At 71.5% G+C, this 25,991-nt stretch carries 23 protein-coding genes; 14 read left to right on the forward strand and 9 right to left on the reverse strand.

What is annotated here, in order from left to right; translation table 11 throughout:
* Positions 1-30 precede the first annotated feature (30 nt).
* Positions 31-1,194, reverse strand: coding sequence for a M20/M25/M40 family metallo-hydrolase (locus SOM11_RS13455; protein WP_320478343.1), 1,164 nt, complete (start codon positions 1,192-1,194; stop codon positions 31-33).
* An 84-nt stretch (positions 1,195-1,278) separates the two neighbouring features.
* Between SOM11_RS13455 and SOM11_RS13460 the strand changes: the two genes are divergently transcribed.
* The 4 genes from SOM11_RS13460 to SOM11_RS13475 all read left to right on the forward strand — a co-directional run bounded on the left by SOM11_RS13460 (position 1,279) and on the right by SOM11_RS13475 (position 6,304).
* Entirely contained in the window at positions 1,279-2,466 is a 1,188-nt protein-coding gene (locus SOM11_RS13460; protein WP_320478344.1) for an exonuclease subunit SbcD, read from the forward strand.
* A complete protein-coding gene (locus tag SOM11_RS13465) occupies positions 2,463-5,549 on the forward strand; it encodes an SMC family ATPase (RefSeq protein WP_320478345.1) in 3,087 nt (1,028 codons plus the stop codon). Before SOM11_RS13460 ends, SOM11_RS13465 begins: the two co-directional genes overlap by 4 nt.
* Positions 5,550-5,771: 222 nt before the next feature.
* Positions 5,772-6,095, forward strand: a complete 324-nt coding sequence (locus SOM11_RS13470) for an ATP-dependent DNA ligase (RefSeq protein WP_320478346.1) — start codon at positions 5,772-5,774, stop codon at positions 6,093-6,095.
* Complete coding sequence (locus SOM11_RS13475) at positions 6,092-6,304, forward strand: hypothetical protein (RefSeq protein ID WP_192060816.1); 213 nt, start codon at positions 6,092-6,094, stop codon at positions 6,302-6,304. Before SOM11_RS13470 ends, SOM11_RS13475 begins: the two co-directional genes overlap by 4 nt.
* Before the next feature lie 81 nt (positions 6,305-6,385).
* Here the strand turns inward: SOM11_RS13475 and SOM11_RS13480 are convergent, their stop codons facing one another.
* Positions 6,386-6,655 (reverse strand): hypothetical protein, encoded by a 270-nt coding sequence (locus SOM11_RS13480; protein ID WP_192060815.1) that lies wholly within the window; start codon positions 6,653-6,655, stop codon positions 6,386-6,388.
* Between the two features lie 206 nt (positions 6,656-6,861).
* On the opposite strand from SOM11_RS13480, the gene nhaA reads away from it, so the two are divergent.
* From nhaA to SOM11_RS13505, 5 genes are all read left to right on the forward strand, one after another.
* Positions 6,862-8,160 carry a Na+/H+ antiporter NhaA gene (gene nhaA, locus SOM11_RS13485; RefSeq protein ID WP_414655468.1) on the forward strand — a complete coding sequence of 433 codons (1,299 nt, stop codon included), beginning with the start codon at positions 6,862-6,864 and terminating at the stop codon, positions 8,158-8,160.
* A 64-nt stretch (positions 8,161-8,224) separates the two neighbouring features.
* Positions 8,225-10,090, forward strand: a complete 1,866-nt coding sequence (locus SOM11_RS13490) for a BCCT family transporter (protein WP_320478348.1) — start codon at positions 8,225-8,227, stop codon at positions 10,088-10,090.
* 146 nt (positions 10,091-10,236) lie between these two features.
* Positions 10,237-11,484, forward strand: a complete 1,248-nt coding sequence (locus SOM11_RS13495) for a DUF2254 domain-containing protein (RefSeq protein ID WP_320478349.1) — start codon at positions 10,237-10,239, stop codon at positions 11,482-11,484.
* 97 nt (positions 11,485-11,581) lie between these two features.
* Complete coding sequence (locus SOM11_RS13500) at positions 11,582-12,271, forward strand: DUF4232 domain-containing protein (RefSeq protein WP_192060811.1); 690 nt, start codon at positions 11,582-11,584, stop codon at positions 12,269-12,271.
* Positions 12,272-12,342: 71 nt separating this feature from the next.
* A complete protein-coding gene (locus SOM11_RS13505) occupies positions 12,343-13,152 on the forward strand; it encodes a CPBP family intramembrane glutamic endopeptidase (RefSeq protein WP_244637111.1) in 810 nt (269 codons plus the stop codon).
* Positions 13,153-13,291: 139 nt separating this feature from the next.
* On the opposite strand, the gene SOM11_RS13510 is transcribed toward SOM11_RS13505, so the two are convergent.
* The 4 genes from SOM11_RS13510 to SOM11_RS13525 all read right to left on the reverse strand — a co-directional run bounded on the left by SOM11_RS13510 (position 13,292) and on the right by SOM11_RS13525 (position 15,296).
* The gene (locus SOM11_RS13510; protein ID WP_192060809.1) at positions 13,292-13,840 is read right to left on the reverse strand and encodes an HAAS signaling domain-containing protein; all 549 of its coding nucleotides are present in this window, start codon (positions 13,838-13,840) and stop codon (positions 13,292-13,294) included.
* On the reverse strand, positions 13,833-14,168 hold the full coding sequence (locus SOM11_RS13515; RefSeq protein ID WP_320478350.1) for a PadR family transcriptional regulator: 336 nt from the start codon (positions 14,166-14,168) through the stop codon (positions 13,833-13,835). Before SOM11_RS13515 ends, SOM11_RS13510 begins: the two co-directional genes overlap by 8 nt.
* 122 nt (positions 14,169-14,290) lie before the next feature.
* Complete coding sequence (locus tag SOM11_RS13520; protein WP_192060808.1) at positions 14,291-14,707, reverse strand: hypothetical protein; 417 nt, start codon at positions 14,705-14,707, stop codon at positions 14,291-14,293.
* Between the two features lie 13 nt (positions 14,708-14,720).
* A complete protein-coding gene (locus SOM11_RS13525; protein WP_192060807.1) occupies positions 14,721-15,296 on the reverse strand; it encodes an RNA polymerase sigma factor in 576 nt (191 codons plus the stop codon).
* 220 nt (positions 15,297-15,516) lie between these two features.
* Between SOM11_RS13525 and SOM11_RS13530 the strand changes: the two genes are divergently transcribed.
* Both SOM11_RS13530 and SOM11_RS13535 read left to right on the forward strand, forming a co-directional pair.
* Positions 15,517-16,455: a helix-turn-helix transcriptional regulator gene (locus SOM11_RS13530; protein ID WP_320478351.1), complete on the forward strand. Its 939-nt coding sequence runs from the start codon at positions 15,517-15,519 to the stop codon at positions 16,453-16,455.
* Positions 16,452-17,420 carry an aldo/keto reductase gene (locus SOM11_RS13535; protein ID WP_320478352.1) on the forward strand — a complete coding sequence of 323 codons (969 nt, stop codon included), beginning with the start codon at positions 16,452-16,454 and terminating at the stop codon, positions 17,418-17,420. The genes SOM11_RS13530 and SOM11_RS13535 overlap by 4 nt, the downstream gene beginning before the upstream one ends.
* A 119-nt stretch (positions 17,421-17,539) precedes the next feature.
* Here SOM11_RS13535 and SOM11_RS13540 read toward each other — a convergent pair whose 3' ends face one another.
* The 3 genes from SOM11_RS13540 to SOM11_RS13550 form a co-directional block, all read right to left on the reverse strand.
* Positions 17,540-17,800 (reverse strand): DUF6458 family protein, encoded by a 261-nt coding sequence (locus SOM11_RS13540; RefSeq protein WP_192060804.1) that lies wholly within the window; start codon positions 17,798-17,800, stop codon positions 17,540-17,542.
* A 436-nt stretch (positions 17,801-18,236) separates the two neighbouring features.
* Entirely contained in the window at positions 18,237-19,010 is a 774-nt protein-coding gene (aroD, locus tag SOM11_RS13545; RefSeq protein WP_320478353.1) for a type I 3-dehydroquinate dehydratase, read from the reverse strand.
* Position 19,011: 1 nt separating this feature from the next.
* Entirely contained in the window at positions 19,012-19,965 is a 954-nt protein-coding gene (locus tag SOM11_RS13550) for a shikimate dehydrogenase (protein WP_320478354.1), read from the reverse strand.
* 194 nt (positions 19,966-20,159) lie between these two features.
* Between SOM11_RS13550 and SOM11_RS13555 the strand changes: the two genes are divergently transcribed.
* From SOM11_RS13555 to recQ, 3 genes are all read left to right on the forward strand, one after another.
* Positions 20,160-22,709, forward strand: a complete 2,550-nt coding sequence (locus tag SOM11_RS13555; protein WP_320478355.1) for a 5'-nucleotidase C-terminal domain-containing protein — start codon at positions 20,160-20,162, stop codon at positions 22,707-22,709.
* A 130-nt stretch (positions 22,710-22,839) separates the two neighbouring features.
* Positions 22,840-23,805, forward strand: a complete 966-nt coding sequence (locus SOM11_RS13560) for a type II CAAX prenyl endopeptidase Rce1 family protein (RefSeq protein WP_320478356.1) — start codon at positions 22,840-22,842, stop codon at positions 23,803-23,805.
* Positions 23,806-23,814: 9 nt separating this feature from the next.
* Positions 23,815-25,947, forward strand: coding sequence for a DNA helicase RecQ (recQ, locus tag SOM11_RS13565; RefSeq protein WP_320478357.1), 2,133 nt, complete (start codon positions 23,815-23,817; stop codon positions 25,945-25,947).
* Positions 25,948-25,991 lie beyond the last annotated feature (44 nt).

The raw sequence follows: 25,991 nt of genomic DNA on the forward strand, positions 1-25,991 counted from the left end.
CTGTGCGCCCTCGCGTGACGTCGGGTCGGGTCAGGCGAGGTCGGCGAAGAGGGCGGAGACGAACTCGGTGCGCTCGACCATTCCGGCCAAGCTGATCCACTCGTGGCGGGCGTGCGCCCCGCCGCCGACGCCGCCCACCCCGTCGAGCACGGCGCAGCCGAGGGCCGCGGCGAAGTTGCCGTCGCTCGCCCCGCCGACCGAGACCTCGCGCAGCTCGAACCCGAGCGTCGCGGACACCCGGGCGGCCCGCTCGTACAGGGCCGCCGTGACCGGGGTGCGCTCCATCGGAGGGCGGTTCCAGCCGCCGGTGACCTGCACCCGGGCGTTCGGGTCGTGGGGGGCGAGGTCGGCCAGCACCTGCTCGATGCGGGTCACCTCGGACGCCGACGTGACGCGCACGTCGACCGAGGCCCGGGCGTGGCCGGCCTTCACGTTGGTGCGGGTGCCGCCCTGCACGATGCCCACGTTGAGCGAGGTGCCGGCGTCGATGTCGGCCGCGGCGTGCAGCTGGAGGATGATCCGCGCCATCTCGTCGATTGCGCTCGCGCCCGACCGCGGGTGCAGCCCCGCGTGCACCTCGACGCCGAACGTCTCGACCTCGAAGATGCCGACTCCCTTGCGGGCCGTCTTGACCGCTCCTTCGGCGGCGGACTCGAAGACCAGCACCGCGCCTCCTCGGCCGACCTCGGCCTCGATGACCGGCCGCGAGGCGATGCTGCCGACCTCCTCGTCGCCGTTCAGCACGATGCGGACGCCCGGCCGCGGCAGACCGAGCCGATCGGAGACCGCGATGGCGTGACCGAGCTGGATCAGCCCGGACTTCATGTCGAAGACGCCGGGCCCGGTCATGACGTCGCCGTCGATCGTCACCGGCCAGTCGGCGAGAGTGCCCTCCGACCACACCGTGTCGTAGTGGCAGAGCGCGCTGACCCACTCGGCGGAGCCCGTGGGCGAGGGGTACTCGAGCGTGACCGAGTCGCCGTAGCCCTCGACGACGTGCACCCGTCGGGCGGCGGCCGGGCCGGCGGTCGCCGTCAACCAGGACTCGATCCAGGCGAGGCCGACCGCGAGCAGGTCGACGTCGTCGGACGGCGTCTCGAGGGAGGCGTACGCCACGAGGTCCGCGATCATCCGATCGTGACGCGCCTCGACCTCAGATCGGAGGGCGGACGGGTCGATGGTGTCGTCGTTCACGGTGCGGTTCTCCTCCGGCGCTGCAGTGTCGGACCTCGACGCTACAGTGACGACGACCCACCGGCACCGCTGAGAAGGAGACCCGTGCTGATCCTGCACACGAGCGACTGGCATCTCGGTCGCACGCTGCACGGCGTCGATCTGCACGAGCACCAGTCCGCGTTCGTCGACCACCTCGTCGAGCTCGTCCGCGATCGCGGCGTCCGGGTCGTCGTCGTGGCGGGCGACGTGTACGACCGGGCGGTGCCCGCGGTACCCAGCGTGCGCCTCCTCGGCTCGGCCCTGCAGCGGCTCAGCGAGCTGGCGACCGTCGTGCTGACGCCCGGCAATCACGACTCCGCGGTCAGGCTGGGCTTCGCGGCCGAGCTGATGCGACCCGGGCTGCACCTGCGCGCCCGGGCCGACGAGCTGGCGACACCGGTGGTCGTCGACGACGCCGACGGGCCGGTCGCGTTCTACGGGGTGCCGTACCTCGACCCCGACACCGTGCGCCACGCGCTCGCCGACGGTGCCGGCGCTGGTGCCGGTGCCGGCGACGACGGCCCGCTCGCCCGGTCGCACGAGGCGGTCGTCGCCGCGGCCATGCGCCGGGTGCGCGCCGATCTCGCCGGGCGGCCCGGCACGCGGTCGGTCGTGATCGCCCACGCCTTCGTATCAGGAGGCGCGGCGAGCGAGAGCGAGAGAGACATCCGTGTCGGCGGGGTCGACTCCGTGCCCGCGGGGGTCTTCGACGGCGTCGACTACGTCGCGCTCGGGCACCTGCACGGGGCTCAGCGCGTCGGGGCGGTCGACGCCCGACCGGTCGTCCGCTACTCGGGGTCGCCGCTGGCGTTCTCGTTCGGTGAGCGGGGGCACGTCAAGTCGTCGACGCTCGTCACCCTGGCGGCCGACGGCGGTGCCACGATCGAGACCGTGCCCACCCCCGTGCCGCGGCCCCTCGTCGAGTTCGCCGACACGATCGATCGTCTGCTCGACGGGCGGTACGACCAGCACAGCGAGGCCTGGTCGCGCATCACGGCCACCGATCCGGTGCACCCCGACCGTCTCTACGCGCGCGTCCGCGAGAGGTTCCCCAACGCCCTCGCGATCCACCACGTGCCGGTGGGCGCCGTCGACGCGCCCGCCCTGAGAGCGGTGACGGTCGAGACCGACCCGGTCGAGGTCGCCGCCGACTTCGTCGCCTTCGCCTCGGGCGCCCGGGCCGACGAACTGGAGCTCGAGATCGTCCGATCCGCGTACGAGGCGGCCAGGGCGACGGAGGGCGGCGAGTGATCCTCCATCGACTCACGCTGCGCGCCATCGGGCCGTACGCGGGCGAGCACAGCATCGACTTCGCGGCGCTCGGGGCCTCGGGCGTGTTCCTGCTCGAGGGGCCGACCGGGTCGGGCAAGTCGACGATCATCGACGCGCTCGTCTTCGCCCTCTACGGCGGTCTGGCCGGTTCGACCTCCAGCCCCGACCGGTTGCGCAGCCATCACGCCGCCCCCACGGTCGAGCCGTTCGTCGAGGTCGTCTTCGAGACCGCGGCGGGCATCCACCGGGTCAGACGGACCCCGGCCTACCGCCGGCCGAAGGCCCGTGGCACGGGTACGACCCCGCAGAACCAGACCGTGACCCTCGTGCTGTTGACCTCGCCCGATGCGGTCGAGGGCACCGTCGTCTCGACGAGCGCCCAAGAGACCGGGGCCGAGATCGCGCGCATCCTGGGGCTCACCCGGCAGCAGTTCGTGCAGACCGTCGTGCTGCCGCAGGGCGAGTTCGCGGCTTTTCTGCGCTCGACCGGCGAGAAGCGCAAAGAGGTGCTGCAGTCGCTGTTCGGCACCGAGATCTACGAGAAGACGACGGCACAGCTCGTCGAGCGACGGGTCGCCGCGCGCGCCTCGATAGCCGCCGCCGAGCGCGAGGTCGAGCTCGCGCTCGGGCGACTGCGCGAGGCGACGGGGGTCGACGACGAGGTCTTCGCCGCGGCCGCGGCCGACTTCGGGAAGCCGGGCGGGCAGCAGGGCTCAGATGGGCCGGAGGGGCGCGACGGGTTGGGCGGTCTGGTCGCCGGGCTGGCCGCGACCGCCGTCGAGCTCGAGGGTCGGCGGGCCGCGGCGGTCGGCGATCGCGACGCGGCCCGGTCTCACCTCGACGCGCAACGGCGTCTGCAGCGGGCGCTCGAGCGACGCGCGGCGCTGCTCCGTCGCGAGGCGGCGGCCCGCGAGGTCGAAGCCGATGTGCAGGAGGCACGGGGCCGGGTCGACGACGCACGCCGCGCCTCCTCGGTGACGGTCGCCGTCGAGGGGCTCCGCCGGGCCGACGAGCGGCTCTCGACCGCCGTCGAGCAGGTCGGTGCGGCGCGCGAGTCCGGCGACCTCGACGCGGATCTGACCGAGACGACCGACCGCGACTCGGCGGCGGCTCGACGCGACGCCCTGACGGCGGAGGCCGGGTCGTCCGCCGAGAGCGCCCGGCTCGAAGCGACCCTCGTCGACCGCCGGGCCGCGCTCGACGTGCTCGAGGCGCAGGTCGCGGCCGAGGTGGCGCGCGTCGACGAGCTCGAGCGTGCCCAGGCCGAGCTGCCCGCGGTCCGCCGAGAGCTCGAGGCGGCGCTAGGTGCGTTGATCGAGGCCGTCGTCGCCGTGGGGCCCGCCGAGGCCGCGGTGGCGGAGGGGCGCAGGCGACGTGACCTCATCGACGGGCTCGACCGCTTCGAGGACGAGCTCGACCGCGCGACCGCCGATCTGCACGAGGCGGCCCGGGTGGCTCTCGACGCCGCCGGGGTCGAGAACGACCTGCGCCGCCGCAAGATCGCCGGGATGGCGGGCGAGCTCGCGGGCGACCTCCTCGTCGGCGAGCCCTGCCCGGTCTGCGGATCCGAGCACCACCCGGCTCCGGCCGTGACCACCGCCGACCACCCCGACGACGACGCCGTCGACCGGGCGACCGACGAGCGCGTGCGCTGCGAGTCGGCCCTCGCTGCCGCCGCCGCACGTCGTTCGGTCGCCGTCGCCCGGCGAGACGAGCGGGCGACCGAACTGGGCGGCGTCACCCGTGCCGAGGTCGAGGCGGAGCTCGACGCGGCGCTGGCCCGGGTCGAGGCCGCGCGCCGCGTGGCGGGCGATCGCGACGCGGCCGCGCTCGCGCTCGACGCCCACGACGCCGAGACCGAGCGCCGACGCACCGAGCTCGAGGAGGCGCGGGTCGACACCGCCACGGCCGTCGCGCAGACGGTGGCCGACCGTCGACGACTCGACGACGACACCGCCGCCGTCGGACGGCACCTCGGGGGGCGGGCCGACAGCGTGGCGGAGCTCGTCGCGGTCATCGGGCGCCGGCACGGCGCCGTGGCGCGCCTCGTCGAGGCTCTCGACGCCCAGGCGATCGCGGTCGACGAGGTCGCGAGGCGACGCACCGACCTCGACGCGTCGCTCGCCGACGCGGGCTTCGCCGACGTCGAGGCCGTGGCCGCAGCCGTGCTGGATCGTGCCGAGGTCGGCCGGCTCGATGCCGTGATCGCGGCGCACGACCGCGAGCTCGCCGTCGTCGCCGCCGGGCTCGGCGAGCCGGAGATCGCGGGGCTCGACGACGCATCGGGCGAGGGCCTGGGCGACGATGCACGTGTCGGGGTCGAGGCCGCGGTCGAGCAGCGGGTCGCCCTGGCGACCGAGCGTGCGGCGGAGACCGAGGCCGCGGCGACGTCGATCGCCGCCGAGACCGCCCGGGCGCGCGACCGGGCCGAGCGGTCCTCGGCAGCCCTCGTCGCGCTGCGGCAGGCCGCGGCCGTCGGGGACGACGCGGCGGAGCGTGCCCGGGCGATCGTGCGGATGGCCGACCTGGCCAGCGCCTCCTCGGCGGTCAACGTGAAGGGCGTGACGCTCGGCACGTACGTGCTGCTGCGGCGGTTCGACGATGTCGTCGCGGCGGCCAACGTGCGGCTGTCGGTCATGTCGAGCGGTCGGTATCAGCTCGAGTCGTCCGACGAGCGCGAGGCGACGTCGAGGTCGCGCAAGACCGGGCTGTCGCTGGCGATCCGCGACCACGCGACCGACACGACCCGCGACCCCGGCAGCTTCTCGGGCGGCGAGACGTTCTACGCGTCGCTCAGCCTCGCTCTCGGACTCGCGGACGTCGTGCAGGCCGAGGCCGGTGGGCTGCAGCTGGGCACCCTCTTCGTCGACGAGGGCTTCGGATCGCTGGACCCCACCACGCTCGACGCGGTGATGACCGAGCTGGGCAGGCTCTCGGCCGCGGGTCGGGTCGTCGGCATCGTCAGCCACGTCGACGAGCTCAAGCAGCGGATCGCCGACCGCATCGAGGTGCGCCGCCTGCCCGACGGGTCGTCGACCCTCCGCTCGACCGTCGGGGGCTGACGACCCGCCCGCCGCGGTCGCTCCGTCGTGTGCCGTGAGATCCGGTGTCGGCGGACGCTTCCGTGCTCTGCGAGCGGGCGAGTGGCGGAGCGCCAGAGCGCCCGCCTCGGATGACGCGGATGGGGCGCTAACGTATTGATGACTCTCCCGTCTGGGACGCAGGGGATTCGAAAGCCAGCACCCGCATGACGGGCTGCGTGTTAGCCGAACGAAGAAGGTGCCGTGGGAAAGCTCATCTACGACCAGACGCTGACGGTCGACTTCGATGACCGGACCTTGGCTCACCTGCAGGTCGTCATCGGCGTCAAGCTCCGCCGCGGGGAACCGTTCTACTTCTCCTGGAAGGACGACCAGCAGATCGGCGACGGGCGCACCTCGATCTGGCTGCACCCCACGATCCCTCTGGTGTTCAAGTTCTACGGAAGTCGTGTGCCCCAGATCAACCCGCGCTGGATCCGTGCCCTGGAACTGACCGCGAACACCCACACGGGCTTGCACATCATCGACGAGGACACCGCCAACGGCACCGAGACGGGTGCACCATGAAGCGCGTCGACGTCCACTACGGCGGCTTCGCCTACACGATCCCGGACACCACCCTCGACGCGGTCCAAGCGCAGATCATGTCCGCGCTCCGCGACGGGGAGACGCTCTGGCTGACGGTCAACTACGGTTCGGGGTCCGTCCTCGCGACGGACCTGCTCATCACCTCGGGGACCCCGGTGGCCCTGGCTGAGATCGACGACGCCGAGTAGCGCCACCGTCGACCTGGACTCCGAGGTGTCCGCTCCGCTGCGACCGGGGCATCCCTCGGTGCAGGGGGCTGCGCTCGCGCCTCAGTCGTGGACCAGCGGGTCGTAGTCCACGACGGGTGGGTTGTGGTTCCACTCATCGATCTCCTCCTGGCTGCGCTCGAGGACCTCGAACCGAGCACCCATCTGGGGTGTCATGAGGACGGATACCTCGCCGTGGCCGATCGCGGTGAAATCGATGAACCGGGGCCCTGCGGAGGCGGCGGCGATGATCTCCCGCTTCAGGGTCGCGGTGTCCTGATCTTCGTCGAGGTGGAAGAACTGGCCGTCGATGCGCAATCTGGTGATTCTCATGGCGCCCTCAATGACTGCCTGGTTCGAGGTTCCTCGATCCACCGGGGTCCGGGTGAACGTGAGTCATCTGGACAGCCACTGACAGTGTCCGCTCCGTTGCTTGGCGCCAGATGGTGGTGGAATCATCCACGGTCGTGACGGCCGCCTCCCGGGGATCCCTGCCTGATGGGGTGTCGGTCTGCCGATGTCTGATAAGACAAGGGGCGATGCCACACGACGACCTGCCCCCTCCCCGCCCACCCGCTGCAGCTGCCCCTGGACTGTTCGCCGAGGACACCTCCTTGGAGTCCACCCGCCTCGGGGAGATCCTCCGCAAGGAGACCGTGGGCGGCATCGTCCTGGTCATCGCGGCGGTCGTCGCCGTCGTGTGGGCGAATTCGCCGCTGTCCGGCGCGTACTTCGCGCTTCGCGACTTCGAGTTCGGCCCCGCGGCTCTGGGTCTGCACCTGAGCGTGGGGGAGTGGGCCGCCGACGGGCTGCTGGCGATCTTCTTCTTCCTCGTCGGCCTGGAGCTCAAGCGGGAGTTCGTCGCCGGGGAGCTCCGGAGGATCAGCAAGGCCATCGTGCCGGTGGCCGCCGCGTTCGGCGGAGTCATCGTCCCCGCCCTGATCTTCACCGCCATCAACGCCGCCGACCCGGAGGCGGTGCGCGGGTGGGCGATCCCCACGGCGACCGACATCGCCTTCGCCGTCGCGGTCCTCGCGATCGTCGGCTCGAGACTTCCTGCTGCGCTGCGGATCTTCCTCCTGACCCTCGCGGTCGTGGACGACCTCATCGCCATCGGGATCATCGCCTTCGTCTACACCAGCGCCATCGAGGTCCTCCCCCTGGTGCTCGCGATCGTCCCGCTCGCCGCCTACGTGTTCCTGACGCAGAGGTTCCGCCGGTTCTTCGGCCTGCATCCCGCAGCGAACTGGTTCATCCTGCTGCCGGTGGCCGTCTCGGTGTGGGTTCTCATCCACGCCTCGGGCGTCCACGCCACCGTCGCCGGGGTCCTCCTCGGCTTCGCCGTCCCCGTCATCCGCAGCCAGGCCAGCGGCGGACCGGGCACCGGCCCCGGGCTCTCCGAGGTCTTCGAGCACCGCTTCCGGCCCATCTCCACCGGCTTCGCCGTCCCCGTCTTCGCGTTCTTCTCCGCCGGCGTCGCCTTCGGCGGCCTCGACGGGCTGAGGACGGCGCTGTCGAGTCCGGTCACGATCGGCATCATCGCCGCTCTCGTCCTCGGCAAACCCATCGGCATCCTCGCCACGACGTGGATCACGACCCGCATCACCCGGGCCGAACTCGACCGGACGATCACCTGGATCGACCTCACCGGTGTCGCCCTCCTCGGGGGTATCGGCTTCACCGTATCCCTGCTCGTCGCGGAGCTGAGCTACGGGCTGGGCAGCGCTCACGACGACGACGCCAAAGTCGCCATCCTCATCGCGTCGGTCGTCGCCGCGGGCCTTGCGACGGCCGTTCTGAGGCCGCGCAACCGGCGCTACAAGCACCAGGACGCCTGACCTCCCGGGGCCGGGATCACCTCCGTATTCGGCCTCGGCCTCGCTGAACCGGCACCATGGACGAATGGCTACGACAACACCTCCCCCCTCGGGGCCCACCGCCGACCATCCCGCGTCCCTCACGGAGACCGTCTCGACGACTCCGCAGCTGCGCCGCTGGGTCTTCTGGCCTGCGGCCGTCGTCGTGCTCGGCTTCGTCGCCTTCACTCTGATCGCGCCCGCATCGGCCGAGGCGCTGTTCCTCGGTCTGCAGAGCGGCATCGTCAAGAACTTCAGCTGGTACTACGTCCTGATCGCGGCGTTCTTCGTCGGCTTCAGCCTGTTCATCGGCTTCAGCCGGTTCGGCGGCATCAAGCTCGGCAAGGACAAAGACGAACCCGAGTTCTCCACCGGATCGTGGTTCGCGCTCCTCTTCGCCGCGGGGATGGGCATCGGCCTCGTCTTCTACGGCGTCTCCGAGCCCCTCAGCCACTTCGCCTCTCCCCGCCCCGGTGTCACGGGCACCGAGGACCAGCTCGCACAGCAGGCCCTGACCCAGACGTTCCTGCACTGGGGGCTGCACGCCTGGGCCATCTACGTCGTCCTCGGCCTCGCCCTCGCCTACGCGATCCACCGCAGGGGCCGGCCGGTCTCCATCCGGTGGGCACTCGAGCCCCTCCTCGGCAACCGCGTCCGCGGCGGCTGGGGCAACCTGATCGACGTCATCGCCCTCGTCGGCACCCTGTTCGGTGTCGCGACCTCGCTCGGCCTCGGCGTCATCCAGATCGGCGCCGGCCTGGAGGCTGCCGGCATCGCCGAGAGCAGCATCGTGAGCCAGATCTCGATCATCGCCGTCATCACCGCGGTCACCATCGTGTCGCTCGTCACCGGCGTCACCAAGGGCATGAAGATCCTCTCGAACTTCAACCTGATCCTCGCCGCAGCCCTTCTGCTGTTCGTCCTGATCGTCGGTCCGACCCAGTTCCTGCTGCGCGACTTCGTGCAGTCGATCGGCGCCTACCTGCAGAACGTCGTCGGTCTGTCGTTCAACGTGACCGCCCAGCAGGGTGCCGCCGGCGAGGAGTGGCAGGGCGCCTGGACCACCTTCTACTGGGGTTGGTGGATGTCGTGGGCGCCGTTCGTCGGCATCTTCATCGCCCGCATCTCCAAGGGCCGCACGGTCCGCCAGTTCGTGTTCGGCGTGCTGCTCGTCCCGACGGCGCTGACGTTGCTCTGGTTCGCCGTCCTCGGCGGCGCCGCGATCCACCAGCAGACCGACGGCGCCGGCGGCCTCGTCGGCGCCGACGGCTCGGTCGACGTCGAGGGGTCGCTGTTCGCCCTGCTCGGCGGCCTGCCCGCCGGGACGGTCCTGACCTTCGGTGCGATCCTGCTCATCGGGGTGTTCTTCGTCACGTCGTCGGACTCCGGCTCGCTCGTCATGGCGATGATCGCGTCCGGCGGCGACATCGAGCCGAAGAACTGGCTGCGCGTGTTCTTCGCTCTGGTCGCCGCCCTGCTGGCTGTCGCGCTCCTCCTGACGGGTGGGCTCGACGCCCTGAAGACCGCGGCGATCACGACGGCGTTGCCGTTCAGCATCGTGCTGCTGCTGACGTGCTGGTCGACGATCATCGCCTTCAACCGCGAACGCCGCGCGTACGACAAGGCCGAACGAGACGTCCTCCTCGAGCACGTGGGCGCCTACTACGGCCTCGAGGTCGACGCGCCCACCCAGGCGAGCAGCAAGGGTCTGGCCCGACCCTGGGAGGCTGTCAAGCGCCGTGTCCGGGGCACCCGTGCGGGCTCCGTCTCGGGCCCGGAGGCGTCGGCCTCCGCGGTCGTCGCCGAACCGCCGTTGCGGGTCGACGTCGTGTCGCCCGACCCGGCCATCGACGGCCGCCTCGACGAGGGCGCACCCGGCACGACGGACCAGGACGACTCGACAGGGCGCTGACCCGTCCGTGTCGGCCCGACGGGCGTCGTCTCTCCGGAGGCGGCGCCCGTCCGTCGTTCCCGTCCCGGGCGGCGCCGATGCGCCCTGCTGACTACGCTTCGGGGTGTCTTCTCCAGCCTCGGAGATCCGACAGGAAGCAGTCGCTCATGCGCACCGTCACGCTCCGGCTCCGTGAGTCGTTCTGGTTCTTCCCCGCCGTCCTCGGGGTCTTCGCGATCGTCGTCGCACAGCTGCTCGTCGTCGTCGACCAGGGGATCGTCGATCGGGGCGCCTCGATCCCCATCCTCGACGCTCTCAGCGCCAGCGGGGGTCGAGCCATCCTGACGACGATCGGGACGGCGATGCTCACCGTGGCGGGGACGTCGTTCTCCATCACCATCTCGGTCCTGGCGACGACGTCCTCGACGTACGGTCCACGCCTGGTCCGCAACTTCATGGCCGACCGGGCCAACCAGTTCGTCCTGGCGGCTTTCACCTCCACCTTCCTCTACTCCATCGTCGTCCTCCGCTCCGTCCACACAGCCATCGACGACGGCACGGCCTTCGTCCCCGTCATCGCCATACACGTCGCCGTCGCCCTCGGGGTCGTCGATGTCGCCGTGCTCGTGTTCTTCATCCACCACATCGCGTCGAGCGTGCAGATCACCTCCCTGCAGAAACAGGTGCAGGAGGACCTCGAGACCGCCGTGAGCCATGCGTATCGGTTCGACGGTGACAGCGACCGTGACGGTGACGGCGACGGGGTGAGCGTGCAGCCACAGCCCGACGGTGGCGTGGCGTGGTCCATCGTCGAGTCGCAGAGCGACGGGTACGTCCAATCCGTCGGATGGGAGCGGCTCGTGTCGTGGGCCCACGACCACGATCAGGTCGTCGATATGACGGCCATGCCGGGAGACCATCTCATCGAGGGCGACTGCCTGCTCCGCATGGCCCCGCGTGACGGAGCGCACGGTCGTCCTGTGCCGGAGGCCGATATCGACCGGCTCCGCAGGATGGTCACCCTCGGTGCGGCACGGACGCCGTTCCAGGACGTCGGCTTCGCACTCCAACAACTCGTCGAGATCGCCGTCCGCGGTCTCGCGAGCGGGACCAACGATCCGTACACGGCTGTCAGCGCACTCGACCTGTCGGCGACGGCCCTCGTGCCTCTGTGGGCCGAGCGGCAGGCCATCACCGCCTACCTCGACGAGGATGCCGTCGCCCGTGTCCTGCCGCATTGGCCGGAGCCGGAACAGCTCGTCGACACGGTCTTCGACGGTGTCCTCACCTACGGGGTCGAGCACCCCATCGTCCTCGACGCGGCCCGTCGCCTCCTGGCCCGCCTCGGCGACGTCGCGTCAGGGCCCCGGGCCGTGCATCTCGGCGGCATCAGAACCAGGCTCGACCGGGTCTGAGCGGCGACCCGGGTGGGCAGCCGACTGAAGACCGTCGGACGCATCGTGACAGCCGCCCCTGAGCATGTTCCCCCCGCGGCGTGCCAGTGTGGAGTGCATGCGTTTTCGTTCCAAGCCCCTCACCGTGACCGTGTCCGCTGCAGCGCTGGTCGTCATGCTGGCCGGCTGCACGCCCGACGCCTCGGAACCGTCTCCCGGCACGGAGACCGTGACCGCGACGGTGACGCCGACGCCGACGTCCACGCCGACGCCTTCCGCAGCTCCCGCGCCACCGGCGACGTCGACACCCGGCCCGGACGGTGAGTCCGGGGGAGGGGGCGATCTCGGCGACGGGACGATCGGGGCCGCCGCGGACCGGTGCACCGTCGACGAGCTGCAGGGCGCGATCGACGACGGAGGTGGCGGAGCTGCGGGCAGCTACGGTGTCGCTCTGATCCTCACGAACACCGGCGACCGCACCTGCGAGTTGCAGGGCTGGCCGGGTGTGTCGTTCGTCGGAGGCGGTGACGGCACCCAGCTCGGGGCCTCGGCGACTCTGGATCGGGCGTCGGAGCACCCGACCGTGCAGATCGCTCCCGGTGGGTACGCCCAGGCGATCCTGACCATGGTGCAGGCCGCGAACTACGATGCCGCCGAGTGCCAGCCGCAGCAGAGCGAGGGGTTCCGGGTCTACCCGCCCGGGTCGACGGCGTCTCTGTACATCGGAGCCGGCGGAGATCTCTTCACCGCCTGCACGTCCTCCAGCGTCCAGCAGCTCTCGGTGGGGGCGATCCAACCCGGCCCGTGAGCGCCAGACTTGAGTCTGCCTCGAAGCTGATGGTTGACTGAACCCCGAACGAGGGGATCATCATGAGAGACATGGCTGCACGATCAGGGTGGACGCGGTTCTGGGAACAGGGCCGGTGGTGGAAGGCGCTGATCCTCGCCGTCGGCTACCTCGCCATCTACGAACCCGCATCGCTCCTGATGGCACCGTTCGTGCCGTTCATCGGCGACGCCGGCTCCGCCAGCTACGTCCTCGTGCTCATCGTCGTCCCGGTCCTGATCGGCAGTCTCATCCTGATCGGCTTCGGTGCCAGCCTGGGCTGGCTGAGAGGTCTCTTCGCACGCCGGGGAGCTCCAGGTCGAGGCTGGATGTGGATCGCCGTCGCCGTAGTGCTGCTCTTCAACGTGCTGCGCTTCGCGAGCATCGACTACGAAGCCGCGGGCTTCGACTGGGTCGCCGCCTGGCTCCTGGCAGGACTGGTCATCGGCTTCTCCGAAGAATTGCTGACTCGTGGATACGTGGTCCGCATCATGCGTTCGGCCGGCCGTTCGGAGGTCGCCGTCGGGCTCGTCTCGGCGGCGTTGTTCTCGCTGTTGCATGCGACCAACCTCTTCACCGGTCAAGCGCTGATCCCCACGATGCTGCAGATGCTCTACACGTTCTTCTTCGGCCTCTGCATGTACCTCGCCTTGCGGGTGACCGGAACGATCATCGCTCCGATCCTGCTTCACGCGAGCACGGACCCGAGCATCTTCATGCAGGCCACGTACCCCCTGCAGGGCGGCCTCGGGTCCTTGGCTCAGCTCGGCAACATCGTCGTCGTCCTCGTCGGCGTCGTGCTGCTCGTCGTCTTCCTCGTGACGGAGCGCCGCGCGGCACGTCACGAGCAGCAGGTCGCCTAGCTCTCCACCTCGATCGACTGGTCCTCCGGGGCATCACGCGATCGCGCCCTGGAATCGGTTTCCGTCCTCCTCGTGATCGATCCGCAGGGCGGAGTCCTTCGGGAGCCGATCGCCGCGTGGTCAGGTACCGCCCGCAGGGTCAGGGGCGCCAGCCTCGCGACCGGGCTCGAACGGCCAGCGCGATGCCCTCGAGGGGGAAGACGAGGTAGCCGACCAGGACGACGACGTGGGCGCCGCCGAGGTCGGCCGAGGCCATCAGCGCCACGGCCGCCAGCGCGAGGAGGGCGACGCCCACGGGTGCGAGCCAGGCTGCGGTCTTCTCTCGGCGGGTCCAGGCTCTGGACTGGCTGACGAAGACGAGCCCCGCCAGAGCGCCCACGACGGGCACGAGCAGCGAGCCGGCGATGAGGACGACGACTGCGACGATCGAGAAGGTCCGGCCGGGAACCGGCGGATCCGCAGCGACGCCCGGGGCGTCGACCTGGACCTCGCTGCGGGCCTCGGCGGCGATGAACGCAGGGTCGCCGAGCTGATGGATGCGAGCGGCGGCGGCCACGGTGTCGAGACCCTCGAGCTCCTCCCTGATCCCCGCGAGGATGTCGTGGTGCAGTTGCGGGGGGAGCTGAGCGAGTTCGGTGTCGAGCTGCGCCAGGTAGGCCGTGGTGATCTCGGGCCTGGTGTCAGTCATGAGTGTCCTCTCCGATGAGTCGATGCACCGAGGCGGTGAAGGAGCCCCACTGGAGGCGGAACGCAGTCAGCTGACTGCGCCCCAGCGGAGTGAGGCGGTAGTACTTCCGGACTGGTCCCGTCGCCGACGGCTGATCGAACGCCGTGACGAGGCCCTGCGTCCGGAGGCGGCCGAGGAGGGGGTACAGCGTGCCTATGCTGGCGGCCAGGCCCGCTTGGACGAGCTGCTCGGAGAGCTGCCAGCCGTACATCGGCTCGCGATCCAGGAGCCCGAGGATGCAGTACTCGACGACGCCCTTCCGCAGTTGCGCACCGATGTCCACTGGCATGCGTCACAAGGTACCTTGCGGTGCAAGGTACATCAAGGCGGTGATGCCGGCTCACCCCAGCCGACCGATGCGTGCCACTGAGCCATCGGCCGCCGGTGCGGTCGGACCAGGGCTCCGCGGGGCTATCGGAGTCCGATGACGTCCATCACGTCGACGCTGTTCGCCCGAGCGACGTCGGCGCGGCATCGGTCGATGTCGTCTGCGAAGCGGAGCTGCTGGTAGCCGTTCACGGAGAAGTGGATGCTGTCCGCGGTGGGGTCGAGACCGTCGGACGGGGCCAGCCACACGTTCCAACCTGCGGTGTCGAGGCACGACGACACGGCCGAGATGTACGGTGCGGCCCCGTCGACTTCGCCTTTGGTCTGCGGAGGGAGCAGCGCCGATGCGGCCGCGACTCCCGTCACTCCGAGCACCGCGACGCCCGCGGCCATCGCCCCGCGGTGGAGTCGCCTCCGACCTCGTAGCTTCCGTGAGAGGGCGTGCTCGATCCGACCTGCGGCGGCATCGAGGTCGGTGTCGGACCAGTTCGTGTTCGTCATGTTCGCCCTGCTCTCAGTTCTCGTACTGCGTGCCGGTGGTGGCTGTGCGGAAGGAGCGCAGCCGGCCGCGGATGCGCTGGATGCGTTTGCGTGTCGCCGGTGGCGTCAGGCCGAGCGCGGCCGAGGCTTCGTCGTAGGAGAGTCCTTCGATGAAGCAGAGACGGACGAGCTCGCGGTCGTCCGGTGGGAGACCGTCGAGGGCCTCCTGCAGATATGCGAGCTCCTCCGCTGCCGCGCGTCGGTCTCGACCGCGTTCCCATTGGTGGAGGTGGTCCACCGTGTCGAGATCGCCGGCCTCCTGTCGGACGGCCCGACGGTTGGTCGCGACTGCGATGTGGCGCGTCGTCACGAGCAGCCACGGCAGCAGAGAACGTTCCGGGTCGAGATCCGCTCGACGGCGCCACGCCACGAGCAGGACCTCCTGGGCGACGTCCTCGACACTGCCGCGATCGGTCACCACCGAGGCTGCGTATCGGAGCACGCTCCTGACGTGCAGACGGGTCAGCGCCTCGAACGCATCGATGTCCCCGCCGCGCGCACGAGCCACCAGATCGTTCTCGGTCTCGCCCGGTGTCGATCGTCGTCTCATCGGTCGTCCTCACTTCCGCTCTCAGTAGTGAAGTGCCGGGTGGGGCAGTTCTGTGACCAGGCAGAACGGTTCTCCTCCGCTTCGGGCGGCCCGCTTGTCCATCACGCTCGATGCGCACGATACTGAAGTGCTCGCCGTCCGCGCCGGCAGGAGATCCCGGATCAGGGGTGCTCCAGCGGAACACCCCTGAGCGCGCTCTCCGTGTCGTACGGTCGATCCCATGGACAACAGGAGCGAGGTACGCGACTTCCTGACCACGAGGCGGGCCCGCGTGACCCCTGCGCAGGTCGAGCTGCCCGGTGGTCCGGGGCGGCGCGTGCCCGGTCTGCGGCGGGCCGAGGTGGCCATGCTCGCCGGCGTCAGCGTCGAGTACTACTCGCGCCTCGAACGCGGCGACCTCGGGGGAGCGTCCGAGGCTGTGCTCGAGGCGATCGGCGGCACGCTGCTGCTCGACGAGGCCGAGCGATCGCACCTGGCCGACTTCGCGCGCGCTGCGAACGAGTCGCCCGTCCGGGCTCGGTCGAGGTCGCGTGCGCGTCCCGACGGCGTCTCGCGCGCCCTGCAGCTGGCCCTCGACTCCGTGGCCTCGGGGCCCGCGTTCGTCCGGAACGGACGGATGGACGTGCTGGGCGAGAACGCTCTCTTCCGGGCGCTCTACTCCGACCTCTACGCCCTCTCCGACCGTCCCGTCAACCTCGCCCGCTTCGTGTTCCTGCACCGCGAGCTGGCCGAGGCCTTCTACCCGTCGTGGTCGATCGCCGCCGACATCAACGTCGCGATCCTCCGTACCGAGGCCGGCCGCGACCCTCATGACAGGGCCCTGCACGACCTCGTCGGCGAGCTGTCGACCCGCTGCGACGAGTTCCGCACCCGGTGGGGCGCGCACGAGGTGCGGCATCACGCCTCGGGGAGCAAATCGTTCCGGCATCCCGTCGTCGGCGATCTCGACCTCGTCTACGCGGCCATGGAGCCGATGGGCGAGCCGGGGCTGAACTTCCTCATCTACAGCGCCGAGCCGGGCACGCCGACCGAGGAGCGCCTCCTTCTCCTCGCCAGCTGGGGCGCCGGCCCGGTCGATCCGCAGTCTCGAGATCCAGCGGGCCCCACCGACGGGCATCGCACGCGAGACGACGCACGACGAGAGGACAGCTCACGATGAGGTACGGACGACTCGGGACGACCGGCCTGCGGATCAGCCGCATCGGCCTCGGCTGCATGAGCTACGGCGATCCGACGCGGGGCCTGCACACCTGGACCCTCGACGAGGAGGCCTCCGCGCCCCTCTTCCGCCAGGCCGTCGAGCTCGGCGTCACCTTCTGGGACACCGCCAACGTGTACCAGCAGGGCACCGGCGAGGAGTACGTCGGCCGCGCCATCCGCGAGTACTCGCGCCGCAAGGACATCGTGCTCGCGACGAAGGTCAGCGGCCGGATGCACGACGGGCCGGGCGGGTCGGGCCTCTCGCGCAAGGCCATCCTCGAGCAGGTCGACGCGTCGCTCTCACGCCTCGGCACCGACCACATCGACCTCTACCAGGTGCACCGCTACGACGACGAGACCCCGGTCGAGGAGACGATGGAGGCGCTCCACGAACTCGTCCGGGCCGGGAAGGTCCGCTACACGGGCGCGTCGAGCATGTACGCGTGGCAGTTCGCCAAGATGCAGACCGCGGCCGTCGTGAACGGGTGGACGCCCTTCGCGTCGATGCAGGATCAGTACAACCTCCTCAAACGGGAGGAGGAGCGCGAGATGATCCCGCTCTGTGCCGACCTCGGCGTCGGGCTCGTGCCGTATTCGCCGCAGGGCAAGGGGCGGCTCACGCGCCCCCGCGACGTGACCACCGGCCGCTCGGCCGTCGACGAGGTCGCCAAGGCGTTCGACACCGACGCCGACGGCCCGATCATCGATGCCGTCGAGCAGATCGCGGCCGAGCACGAGGTGCCGATGGCGCAGATCGCGGTCGCCTGGGTGCTCCGCAACCCCGTGGTCTCGGCCCCGATCGTCGGGGCGACCAAGCCGCACCACCTCGCCGACGCGGTCGCCGCCCTCGAGGTCGAGCTCAGCGACGACGACGTCCGCCGCCTCGAGGAGCGCTACGTGCCGCAGGCGCCCTTCTGGTGGTGACCGGTCGGTGACGGACGCTGGCCACGACGGCCGACGGGCGGACGCCGGACGGCCGGACGGCCCCGCACCCTGCCGGTCAGGCAGGGCACGGGGCCGTCGGGGGTGTGGGCGGGTGCCGGTCAGACGACCGGGCCGCCGCCGTCCTCGGTGGAGCGACGCGTGACGCGCTCACCGGTCACGGGGTCGACCGCCGAGCGCGAGGTCGAGGTGACCTGGCGCCGACGAGTCAGGAACACGATGCCGAGGAGGGTGATGACGACCCCCGCGGCGATCAGGATGTAGCCGACCAGCTGGATGTCGATACCGGCCACCTGCAGGTCGAGTGCGAACGCGAGGATCGCGCCGATCACGATCAAGGCGATTCCGCCGCCGATGCTCATGGGTTCTCCTTCGTCACGCATCCTGCGAGTGCCGAACGGGCTCGTCCCGATCGACCGGATGCTGTCTGAGGCCCACGCTACGCACGAGACGGCCGCCGTGTTCCGCTCGCCCCCGACTGGGGGTGCCCGCCCGCCGGCCGGTGTCGCCCCGCCTGCGGGCCCCTGTCGCCCCGTTCGCCGCCCGGTGCCGCCCCGCCCGGCGGCTCGACCGGGTGCCCTCCCTCGCGCTACTGTCGTCTCACTCCGAGGCGAGCCCGACCCGACGGCCCTCGTTGAGCGACGACCGTCGCTCGTTTCCCGGTGGTGGGGCCGCGGTCGGCTCCCTCGGAGGCCCGCACCCGACGGCCGCTCACCCACGACGCCAGAAGATGGATTTGACGCCAGCAAAAAACCTGGCGTCGTGTCCGCATCCTGGCGCAGTGCCCGCGCCCCGCCGCTACCCGCGGTGCAGCAGCTCGAGCGTCGCACGCAGCCCGGCGGCGTCCAGCTGCCCCGGCGCGCTCGACTCGCCCACCGTGCCGAAGGTCAGACACGAGCCGAAGGCCTCGCCCGCCACGCGCGACACCGCGCCGAGCGGCCCCATCGACATGGTCACGGCCGGCACCAGCCCCGCCCCCGCCCTGAACTCGAGGGTCGCCGCGAGCAGCGTCAGCACGTCGTCCGCCGACCGCGGCATGGCGGCGAGCTTCACGACGTCGGCGCCGAGCTCCTGCTGCAGCAGCAGTCGCGAGACGATCTCGTCGCGCGTGGGTGTCGCGGCGAAGTCGTGCGACGACATGACGACCGCCACCCCCGCCGCGTGCGCGGAGTCGACGACGGACTCGAGCACGTCGGGCTGCGTGAACATCTCGACGTCGACGGCGTCCGCCGCGCCCGTCCCGATCAGGGCGCCGAGCAGCAGGCCGTAGTCGTCGGGGGTGATGTCGCGCTCGCCGCCCTCCTGCTTCGTGCGGAAGGTCGCGATCACCGGCACGTCGTCGGGCAGGGTCGCCCGGACGGCGACGAGCGCCGACATGGCCTGAGCGATGTCGTCGACCGCCGTGAGCCAGTCGACGCGCAGCTCGACGACGTCGTACGCCTCGCGGGGGAGTGCGGCGGCCGTGGCAACCAGCGCCTCCTCGGTGCGACCGGTGAGCGGCACGCAGACGGCGGGTCGGCCGTCGCCGAGCACGACGGACCGCAGGGTCACGGGGCGAGGGGTCGGGATCATGTCAGCGCCTTCCGTCGTCGGAGGTCGAGGCGGAGCCCGACGACGATGCCGAGGAGGCGCGGGTCGACCCCGAGAGCGACCCCACCGCCCGACGCATCGCCTCACGCACCCGCGCCGCCTCGCGCGGTTCGTCGACCGCGGTCGTGGCACCCCCGCCGTCATGCCCGGCCCGCGCCTCGCCCTCGCCGCCGTCGGCGAAGAGCGCGACCTGCGAGATCGCCTGCTCGACGAGCATGTCGAGCCCGTTCAGCACGAGCCCGCCGGCGTCGGACCAGCGGGAGGAGGCGCGGGTCGGCCAGGGCTCGTAGGCGACGTCGAACAGCAGGGAGGCCCCGTCGACCGGTGCGAGCGGGAGGTCGTCCGCCGCGCCTCCCGGGAGGGTGCTGATGACGAAGTCGAGAGGGCCGAGACCGGCGAGCGCCGTCAGCGGGTGGATCTCGAGGTCGACCCCGAGATCGGACGCGAGCGGCGCGAGCTCGCCGGCGCGACGGGGGTCGCGGACGAGCACGGCGACCGAGCGCACCCCGAGGCGCCAGGCGGCGGACAGCGCCGAGGCGGCCGTGGCGCCCCCGCCGAGCACGACCGCGGAGGTCGGCCGGGCGTCATGCCGCAGGGCGACCGAGCGGACGATGCCGTCGACGTCGGTGTTGTGACCGTGCCGTCGCCCGTCGGCGTCGAGGACGACCGTGTTCGCGACGCCCAGCCGGCGGGCGAGCGGCGAGACGGTGTCGAGCAGCGGCAGCACCTCGCGCTTCAGCGGCATGGTGAGACTGAGGCCGCGCCAGCTCCGATCGAGGGAGGCGACGAAGCCGCCGAGCGCCCCCGAGGCGACCTCGACGCGGTCGTACTCGTAGGGCAGACCGAGGGCGTCGTAGGCGGCCCGGTGCAGCACGGGCGAGAGCGAGTGGGCGATGGGCGAACCGAGCACGGCGAGGCGGGTGCGGGGTGTGGTCACGCGGGCACCTCCGGGCTCGATCGGCGGACGCCTCAGCCTAGCGATCCCTCCCCAGACGCCCCTGCGTGAACAACACGTGACGTTCCTCGGCGGATCCTTGCCCGATTCCCAGCCGAAACCTAGGCTCTCGATGTCGACCCTCGTTCAGGGGAGTCGTCGGCCCCGACCGCCACGTACCAGGAGCACAGACGCCCATGCGCACAAGCCCCCCGTCCTCAGAGAACCGAAGCCAGGGAGGCGGTCGTCGCGTCCGCGGAGTCGCTCTCGTCGGCGTCACCGTCGCGGCGCTCGGTCTCGGCACGCTCGTCGCCGTCCCGGCCCAGGCGGCCACGACCACGATCGACATCCTCGGCATCAACGACTTCCACGGGCGTCTCGCTCAGGAGGCGAGCCCGACCGCGGGCGCAGCGGTCATGGCGGGCAAGGTCAACGAGTTCCGTGCCGCGAACCCGAACACGCTCTTCGTCTCGTCGGGCGACAACATCGGGGCCTCGACGTTCACGTCGTTCATCCAAGACGACGAGCCGACCCTCGACGCCCTCAACTCGATGGGGCTCGACGTCAGCACCCCGGGCAACCACGAGTTCGACAAGGGTCGCGTCGACTTCGACGACCGCGTCGTGCCGCGCAGCGACTTCCCGTACGTCAGCTCGAACATCCTCGACAGCGCGACCGGCGAGCCCGTGTACGACCCCTACTACGTCGAGGAGGTCGGCGGTGTGAAGGTCGGGTTCATCGGCGCCATCACCGAGCTGATGCCCGAGCTGGTCAGCCCCGCCGGCATCGAGGGGCTCGAGTTCGGCGACATCGTCGACTCGGTCAACCTGGCCGCCGCCGAGCTCACCGACGGGGTCGACGACGCCGACAACGGCGAGGCCGACGTGCTCGTGCTGCTCGTGCACGAGGGCAACGCGACCGCCGTCGAGGCCGACGCGACCGGCGACTCCGACTTCGCGGACATCGCGAAGAACGTCTCGCCCGAGGTGGACGCCATCCTCTCGGCGCACACGCACGCGACCTACGACTTCGAGAACATCGTGCCGACGGGCGGCACGAAGCCCCGTCCGATCGTCCAGACCGGCAGCTACGGCGCGAACCTCAGCCACCTGACCGTCACCTACGACACCGTCACCGACGAGGCGTCGGTCACCGGCGCGCTGGTGCCCCTCTACCAGTCGGCGACACCCGACCCGGCCGTGGCGAAGATCGTCTCCGACGCGGTCGCCGTGGCCGCCGTCGAGGGTCGCAAGCCCGTCGGCACGATCACGGCCGACGTCCTCCGGGCCAAGCAGCTCGACGGCAGCGAGAACCGCGGCGGCGAGTCCACCCTCGGCAACCTCGTCGCCGACGCCCAGCTCGCCGCGACCGTCGAGAACGGCGCGCAGATCGCGTTCATGAACCCGGGCGGTCTCCGCGCCGACCTCAAGTACGCCTCGAGCGGCGACGCGACGATCGACCCCGACGGCCGCGTGACCTTCCAGGAGGCCGCCGCCGTCCAGCCCTTCGCCAACACCCTCGTCGTCTCGACGCTGACCGGTGCGCAGATCCGTCGCACGCTCGAGCAGCAGTGGCAGCCCGCGGGCTCGTCGCGGCCGTTCCTCAAGCTCGGCGTCTCGAAGGGCCTCAGCTACACGTACGACCCGACGGCCGCCGCCGGCTCGCGCATCGGTCAGATCCTGTTCCAGGGTCAGCCGCTCGACGAGACCGCTAGCTACAAGGTGACCGTCAACTCGTTCCTCGCCTCGGGCGGCGACAACTTCACCGCCCTGAACGGCGCCTCGGCGAAGGCCGACAGCGGCAAGGTCGACCTGCAGAGCCAGGTCGACTACTTCGCGGCGAACCCCGTCGTCTCGCCCGACCTCGCGCAGCGCTCCGTCGGCGTCACCGTCCCGGCCGCGCCCGAGGGCGGCTTCGCCCCCGGCGACACCGTGTCGCTCGGTCTCTCGTCGCTGCTGTTCAGCAACGGCGGCCCCACCACGGGCACCGTCACGGCGGCGTTCGACGGCACGCGGGTCGGGTCGGCCCCCATCGACGGCACCGTGGTGACCGGCACCGACGAGCAGGGCCGCGCCACGCTCGAGGTGACCGTGCCCGAGGGGCTCGAGGCGGGCACCCGCCAGCTGACGATCTCGGTCGAGGGCACGAGCACGACCGCGACCGTCCCGCTCGAGATCGCCGCGCCTCCTGCCGTCCCGATCGAGTCGGTCACGGCGCCCCGCATCACGGGCGACGCGGTGGTCGGCCGCACGCTCCGCACAGACGGAGGCGAGTGGAGCGTCGACGGCGTGACCCGCGCCTACCAGTGGACCCGCGACGGCGCGCCCATCGCCGGCGCCACCGGCGACCGGTACCGCCTCGTCGCGGCCGACGCCGGCCGCTCGATCGCGGTCACGGTCACCGCGACCGCCGAGGGCAGCACCGAGGCCTCGGCGAGCTCGTCGGCGGTCACGGTCGACAAGCTGTCGTCGCGGGTCCGCGGCGGCGCCTCGGCCCTCCTGACCACCTCGCGTTCGCCGGTGAGCTACACGGCCACGGTCACCGGCGCGGTCACCCCGACCGGCACCGTCGCCGTGCGCGACAACGGCCGCACGGTCGGCACCGCCACCGTCGGCCCCGATGGCAAGGCGACCGTCCAGGTCGGCAAGCTCGGCCGCGGCATCCACCTGCTGACCAGCGAGTACAGCGGCGACGCGGCGCTCGACGGCTCGGCCGGCGGGCTCGCGGTCGTGATCGTCCTGTTCTAGCAGCCCTCACCGGCCCGACGGCCCGTGTCGTGCGTCCCTCGCGGGCGTCGACGCGGGCCGTCTCGGCGTCCGGACGGCGGGCCGCCGGGTCGCGCGGGGGACTGTCGGGGGCGCCCCTTACCCTCTAGTCGTGACCGTCGCCTACCACCGCATGTTCCGCGCACTGCCGACGTACCGCTGGTACCGGCCCGTGCTGGCCGCCGTGCTGGCGGTCGTCTTCTATCTCGTCCTCTCGAACGCCTTCGTGCTCGCCGCGACGGCCGTGCTGCGGGTCGTGGCCGGGGCCGACGCGGTGGGTCGCGTGTACCGGGCGCTGCAGGCCGATCCGCTCGACGCCTCCGAGCCCCTCGTCATGCTGCTGACGCTCGGGTCGATCGTCATGATGCTGCCGTCGGTGCTGCTCGCGACCCGCGCGGCGGGGCTCGGCGGGCCGGGGCGCCTCTCGAGCGTCGCGGGGCGCCTGCGCTGGGGCTGGTTGGCCCGCTGTCTCGTGCCGGCCGCCGTGTTCATGGGGCTGACGGTGCTGCTGAGCTCGTTCGCCGTGCCTCTGCTGACCGGCGCGTCGATCGGTCTCGGGCCCGTGACGACCCCGCCTGAGGCGCTCGTCTGGTCGCTGGTGGTCATCGTGCTGCTGGTGCCGCTGCAGGCGACGGCCGAAGAGTACGCGTTCCGCGGGTTCGCGATGCAGGCCCTCGGCTCGTGGATCGCCTGGCCCGCGGTCGCGATCGTGCTGCCGACCATCGCGTTCGCCGCCGCACACGCGTACAACCCGTGGGGGCTCGCCGACGTCGCCGTCTTCGGGGTGGCCGCGGCCTGGCTCACCTGGCGGACGGGCGGGCTCGAGGCCGCCATCGTCGCCCATGTGCTCAACAACGTCGTGCTGTTCGTGCTGCTGGCGCCGTTCGCGGGCACCCCGTCGAGCGACGGCAGCCCGCTGGGCCTCGCGGTCACCGTCGTCACGACGCCGCTGTACGTGTGGCTCGTCGTGCGGGCGTTCGACGCGGCGGGGCTCGATCGGTCCTCCCCAGACGGTCTCGTCGGGGTGGTTCCCACCAGGAGGCACGGGGCCGACGAGCCTGTCGGTCGCGCCTCTTAGACTCGCCTGGTGACCAACGCTCCCACCACCTCCGCCGTCGCCCGACCGGCCTCCGCCGCACCCCTCGACGTGCTGCAGCGGGTCTTCGGCTACGACGACTTCCGGGGGCAGCAGGCGGCGATCATCGAGCAGGTGGTCGGCGGCGGCGACGCTCTCGTGCTGATGCCGACCGGTGGCGGCAAGTCGCTCTGCTACCAGGTGCCCGCTCTCGTGCGAGAGGGCACGGGCATCGTCGTCTCGCCGCTGATCGCACTGATGCAAGATCAGGTCGACGCCCTCGAGGCGGTCGGCGTGCGTGCCGAGTTCCTGAACTCGACCCAAGACCCCGACACGCGGCGCGAGGTCGAGCGGGCCTTCGTCGCCGGCGAGCTCGACATGCTCTACCTGGCACCCGAGCGGCTGCGGCTCGATTCGACCAAAGACCTCCTCGACCGTGCGCGACTGTCGCTCTTCGCCATCGACGAGGCGCACTGCGTCGCGCAATGGGGCCACGACTTCCGCCCCGACTACCTCGAGCTCTCGGTGCTGCACCAGCGCTGGCCCGACGTGCCGCGCATCGCCCTGACGGCGACGGCCACCGAGACGACGCACCGCGAGATCTCGGCCCGGCTCGAGCTCGACGCCGCCGCGCATTTCGTCGCCGACTTCGACCGGCCCAACATCCAGTACCGCATCGAGTCGAAAGACGGCCCTCAGCAGCAGCTGCTGCGGTTCATCCGCGCCGAGCACGACGGCGACGCCGGCATCGTCTACTGCCTGTCGCGCAAGTCGGTCGAGGGCACGGCCGAGTTCCTGGTCAAGCAGGGCATCGCCGCGCTGCCGTACCACGCGGGTCTCGACGCGGGCGTGCGGGCCCGCAACCAGTCGAGGTTCCTCCGCGAAGACGGCATCGTCATGGTCGCGACGATCGCGTTCGGCATGGGCATCGACAAGCCCGACGTGCGCTTCGTGGCCCACCTCGATCTGCCGAAGTCGGTCGAGGGCTACTACCAAGAGACGGGGCGAGCGGGTCGCGACGGCCTGCCGTCGACCGCCTGGCTCGCCTACGGGCTGCAGGACGTCATGCAGCAGCGCCGCATGATCGACCAGTCGGAGGGCGACGCCGACCACCGGCGCAAGCTCAGCGCCCACCTCGACGCCATGCTCGCGCTCTGCGAGACCGTCGAGTGCCGGCGCGTGCAGCTGCTCGGCTACTTCGGCCAGACGAGCACCCCGTGCCACAACTGCGACACCTGTCTGACGCCGCCCCAGGCGATCGACGGCACCGTCGCCGCGCAGAAGCTGCTCTCGACGGTCGTGCGCCTCAAGCGCGAGCGCGACCAGCAGTTCGGCGCCGGTCAGATCATCGACATCCTGCTCGGCAAGACGACCCCGCGCATCACGCAGAACCGGCACGAGCAGCTCGCGACGTTCGGCATCGGCTCCGAGCTCACCGAGATCGAATGGCGGGGCGTCGTCCGGCAGCTGCTCGCCCAGGGCATCCTCGCCGTGTCGCCCGACGGCTACGGCACGCTGCTGATCACCGATGCGGCGGGCGAGGTGCTCTCGGGGGGCAGGCCGGTGCGGCTCCGCAAGGAGCCCGAGCGGGCACCCCGTGCGGCTCGATCGCGTTCGGGGTCGGCCTCGGGCGCGCGGGGTTCGCGAGCGGGCGCCGGTGCGGCCGATCTCGACGCCGCCGATCAGCCCCTCTTCGAGACCCTGCGCCAATGGCGGGCCGGCATCGCGAAGGCTCAGGGTGTGCCCGCTTACGTGGTCTTCGGCGACGCGACCCTCCGCGGCATCGCGTCCACCCGTCCGACCTCGTTCGACCAGCTCGCCACCATCAGCGGCGTCGGTCAGAAGAAGCTCGACACCTACGGCCAGCAGGTGCTCGACGTCGTCGGCGGCACGTCGCCCGAAGACGCGGCTGAGGCGGCGGCTTCGGCGGCCTCGGCCGGGTCGAGTGGTGCCGAGGCGCCCCGGGCCGAGCCGACTCGCACCGCGCCGACTCCGGCGCGCGCCAGTCGGGCCGAGCCCGCTCGCGCTCGGCCCGCGCCGGCGCGCCCGCCTCGCGACGAGCCGCCCCTCGACGACGTGCCGCCGTACGACGAGCCGCCGTTCGACCCCTACGACGAGAGCGTCCCGCCCGACGACTGGCGCTGAGTCGTCGGCGCGCCGAGCCGACCGGCGCGCCGAGCCGACCGGCG

This window comes from Frigoribacterium sp. CFBP9029, assembly GCF_034045305.1.
Taxonomy (GTDB): domain Bacteria; phylum Actinomycetota; class Actinomycetes; order Actinomycetales; family Microbacteriaceae; genus Frigoribacterium.

Bases quoted from the DNA above. Each gene is read 5' to 3' on its own strand.
- SOM11_RS13530 (WP_320478351.1), top strand. From the start codon at position 15,517: ATGGACAACAGGAGCGAGGTACGCGACTTCCTGACCACGAGGCGGGCC.
- SOM11_RS13500 (WP_192060811.1), top strand. From the start codon at position 11,582: ATGCGTTTTCGTTCCAAGCCCCTCACCGTGACCGTGTCCGCTGCAGCG.
- aroD (WP_320478353.1), bottom strand. From the start codon at position 19,010: ATGATCCCGACCCCTCGCCCCGTGACCCTGCGGTCCGTCGTGCTCGGC.
- nhaA (WP_414655468.1), top strand. From the start codon at position 6,862: ATGCCACACGACGACCTGCCCCCTCCCCGCCCACCCGCTGCAGCTGCC.
- SOM11_RS13520 (WP_192060808.1), bottom strand. From the start codon at position 14,707: ATGACGAACACGAACTGGTCCGACACCGACCTCGATGCCGCCGCAGGT.
- SOM11_RS13555 (WP_320478355.1), top strand. From the start codon at position 20,160: ATGCGCACAAGCCCCCCGTCCTCAGAGAACCGAAGCCAGGGAGGCGGT.
- SOM11_RS13490 (WP_320478348.1), top strand. From the start codon at position 8,225: ATGGCTACGACAACACCTCCCCCCTCGGGGCCCACCGCCGACCATCCC.
- SOM11_RS13475 (WP_192060816.1), top strand. From the start codon at position 6,092: ATGAAGCGCGTCGACGTCCACTACGGCGGCTTCGCCTACACGATCCCG.
- SOM11_RS13480 (WP_192060815.1), bottom strand. From the start codon at position 6,655: ATGAGAATCACCAGATTGCGCATCGACGGCCAGTTCTTCCACCTCGAC.
- SOM11_RS13525 (WP_192060807.1), bottom strand. From the start codon at position 15,296: ATGAGACGACGATCGACACCGGGCGAGACCGAGAACGATCTGGTGGCT.
- SOM11_RS13535 (WP_320478352.1), top strand. From the start codon at position 16,452: ATGAGGTACGGACGACTCGGGACGACCGGCCTGCGGATCAGCCGCATC.
- SOM11_RS13495 (WP_320478349.1), top strand. From the start codon at position 10,237: ATGCGCACCGTCACGCTCCGGCTCCGTGAGTCGTTCTGGTTCTTCCCC.
- SOM11_RS13510 (WP_192060809.1), bottom strand. From the start codon at position 13,840: ATGACTGACACCAGGCCCGAGATCACCACGGCCTACCTGGCGCAGCTC.
- SOM11_RS13505 (WP_244637111.1), top strand. From the start codon at position 12,343: ATGGCTGCACGATCAGGGTGGACGCGGTTCTGGGAACAGGGCCGGTGG.
- SOM11_RS13515 (WP_320478350.1), bottom strand. From the start codon at position 14,168: ATGCCAGTGGACATCGGTGCGCAACTGCGGAAGGGCGTCGTCGAGTAC.
- SOM11_RS13540 (WP_192060804.1), bottom strand. From the start codon at position 17,800: ATGAGCATCGGCGGCGGAATCGCCTTGATCGTGATCGGCGCGATCCTC.